This is a genomic window from Microcoleus sp. Pol12B4 (assembly GCF_036701385.1).
Lineage (GTDB): Bacteria > Cyanobacteriota > Cyanobacteriia > Cyanobacteriales > Microcoleaceae > Microcoleus.
This window is the reverse complement of the sequence record NZ_JAUBQR010000157.1, coordinates 5802-8603: the sequence shown is the minus strand read 5'-3', so window position 1 is coordinate 8603 and position 2802 is coordinate 5802. Positions and strand designations below refer to the sequence as shown.

Below are 2802 nucleotides of genomic sequence, written 5' to 3'. Positions count from 1 at the left end.
GCCATCAACAACTGCCAACTGCTAGTAAACTGTTCCTGAAACTCAGCCAGAACCAACTGCACAGTCCGCAACTCCGGCCGCGTCGTAAACACCAGCGGCTTAAACAAATCGTTCCACTCCCCGATAAAAGTAAACAAAAACAGCGTCACCAAAGCAGGGCGGGCCAAAGGTAACATCACCTGCCACAAAACCTGCCAGCGGTTAGCCCCATCCAGCATTGCAGCCTCCTCCAACTCCACCGGAACAGTCATAAAATACTGGCGCAGCAGAAAAATCCCAAAACCGTTAGCCGCCGTCGGCAAAATCAGCGCCCCGTAGGTATTCAGCAGATGACCCCACTTCAAAACCAAGAAAATCGGAATCACCAAAAGCTGAAACGGAATTACCAGGGTTGCCAAAACCCCCAACACAATCGCCTGTCGCCCGCGAAACTTCAGCCTGGCCAAGGCGTAACCGGCCAAAGCAGAAGTTACAACCTGAAAAGCAGTTACTGCGATCGCCACTACAGTAGAATTAAGGAATGCCAACAAAAAATTGCCCCGCCGCCAAGCCTCCTGATAGTTCGCCAAAGTTAGGCCTGTGGTCTTGACACCGACACCAGATGGTGATATGGAAACTAAAAATACAGTAGCCAGTGGCAGCAGCACCAGCCCAGCCCCCGCCAGCAACAAAATAAAACTCAGTAGTTCCAGCGCTTGAGATCTGTCAAAGGATTTACCCATAAAATTGTGAATTAACCTAAAATAATAAGCCTGTGACGTTATCCCACCCGATCGCCTCCCAGAGGCTTCCCATACAACAACATAATATGTCGTAGAGGGAAAGAAGGAGTACCTAGGGAGGAAGTTGTGATTAGGATATAATGTTAGAGATAGAGTTGGTACTGTAAAACCCTTCAAGGTGGAGACATAGACCGTATTTCTATCATCTATTTCCGGGCAAAAGATCGACTAACGACTAATTCAAGTAATTAGTAAATAGATAGCATTCTAGCGATAGTCTTTCTGGAGTGTTCGACGGCAAAAGTCCGGCAAACACGCTGAGGACGCCAGTTTTTCCCGGAACGTCAAAGAAAAGTTCTTTGTCGAAAGAATCCTCAGCTATAATCTGTGATTTAGATGGGGTGCGTTCAAAATAGGTAAAGTGTACTGTCACTGACCCCCAATTTTAAAGGGGTTTCCAAACATCCCACAAGCTTATATGAGGAGACTACATATCTATGCCCCAGCTTGAGGCCAGCCCAACAATTGACTTTCAAACCGAAACTTACAAAGATGCTTACAGCCGCATCAACGCCATTGTGATTGAAGGCGAACAAGAAGCTCACGACAATTACCTGACACTGGCCGAACTGTTGGCTGACAAAAAAGCAGAGTTAGTTGGCTTGTCCAAGATGGAGAACCGCCACATGAAAGGCTTCCAAGCTTGTGGCCGGAATCTTAAAGTCACGCCCGACATGGCATTTGCCAAGCAGTTCTTTTCGGAACTGCACAAGAACTTCCAGACGGCCGCGGCCCAAGGTCAGATTGTAACTTGCTTGTTGATTCAATCGCTAATTATCGAGTGTTTTGCGATCGCAGCTTACAACATCTACATCCCCGTCGCCGATGACTTTGCTCGCAAAATCACCGAAGGCGTCGTCAAAGAAGAATATAGCCACCTCAACTTTGGGGAAGTCTGGCTGCAAGCTCACTTTGAGGAATCCAAAGCCGAACTAGAAGCCGCCAACCGGGAAAACCTGCCCATCATCTGGAGACTGCTAAACTCTGTCGCAGACGATGCCCGCGTTTTGGGAATGGAAAAAGACGCTTTAATCGAAGACTTTATGATTGCCTACGGCGAAGCCCTAGGCAACATAGGCTTTAACAACCGCGATATTATGCGGATGTCAGCACAAGGCCTCGCAGGCTAGTTAATTGGGAAATAAGGAATGGGAAAAAAATTAAAAATTAAAAATTAAAAAGGGGATAACTCATTTTAAAATATAAATTTTTAATCTTCCCATCTTCCATCTTTCATCTTCCATCTTCCATCTTCCATTTTCAATCTTCCTTCATTTGACAACTTAATGTTTGGTCTAATCGGTCACTTAACCAGCTTAGAACACGCCCAATCAGTAGCTAACGAGCTGGGCTATCCAGAATATGCCGATCAAGGTCTCGATTTTTGGTGCAGCGCACCGCCCCAAATAGTTGATCAGATCACGGTAACAAGCATCACCGGACAAAAAATAGAAGGCCGCTATGTGGAGTCCTGTTTTTTGCCAGAAATGCTAGCCACTCGCCGGATTAAAGCAGCCACTCGCAAAATCCTTAATGCGATGGCACACGCTCAAAAAAACGGGATTAACATCACTGCTTTAGGCGGCTTTTCTTCGATCATTTTTGAGACTTTCAACTTGCAGCAAATTAAGCAAATTCGCAATCTCAAGTTGGAGTTTGAACGCTTCACCACTGGTAACACTCACACGGCTTACATTCTCTGCCGCCAAGTAGAAGAAGCAGCCCCAAAATTGGGAATTGAACTTTCAAAAGCCACTGTAGCCGTTTGCGGTGCTACGGGGGATATTGGCAGTGCGGTGTGTCGCTGGCTCAATGTTAAAACCAATGTAGCAGAATTGTTGCTGATTGCCCGCGACAAAGAACGATTGCAAGATTTGCAATCAGAATTGGGGCGAGGCAAAATCATGGACTTGGAAGAAGCCCTGCCCCAAGCCGATATTGTAGTCTGGGTAGCCAGTATGCCCAAGGGAGTAGAAATTGACCCTAAGACATTGAAGCAACCCTGTTTATTGATTGACGG

The 2802-nt window shown here is 46.4% G+C and carries 4 protein-coding genes; 2 read left to right on the top strand and 2 right to left on the bottom strand.

What is annotated here, in order from left to right; all coding sequences use genetic code 11:
- A partial coding sequence (locus QUA38_RS20185; RefSeq protein WP_333164834.1) for a carbohydrate ABC transporter permease occupies nucleotides 1-722 on the bottom strand: 722 nt, incomplete at its 3' end.
- A 235-nt stretch (nucleotides 723-957) separates the two neighbouring features.
- Nucleotides 958-1155 (bottom strand): hypothetical protein, encoded by a 198-nt coding sequence (locus QUA38_RS20180; RefSeq protein WP_333067170.1) that lies wholly within the window; start codon nucleotides 1153-1155, stop codon nucleotides 958-960.
- Nucleotides 1156-1219: 64 nt separating this feature from the next.
- On the opposite strand from QUA38_RS20180, the gene QUA38_RS20175 reads away from it, so the two are divergent.
- Both QUA38_RS20175 and QUA38_RS20170 read left to right on the top strand, forming a co-directional pair.
- Complete coding sequence (locus QUA38_RS20175; RefSeq protein WP_333164832.1) at nucleotides 1220-1912, top strand: aldehyde oxygenase (deformylating); 693 nt, start codon at nucleotides 1220-1222, stop codon at nucleotides 1910-1912.
- 156 nt (nucleotides 1913-2068) lie between these two features.
- Nucleotides 2069-2802, top strand: a 734-nt coding sequence (locus QUA38_RS20170) for a long-chain acyl-[acyl-carrier-protein] reductase (protein ID WP_333164830.1), incomplete at its 3' end; no start/stop codon positions are given.

Bases quoted from the DNA above. Each gene is read 5' to 3' on its own strand.
- QUA38_RS20175 (WP_333164832.1), top strand. From the start codon at position 1,220: ATGCCCCAGCTTGAGGCCAGCCCAACAATTGACTTTCAAACCGAAACT.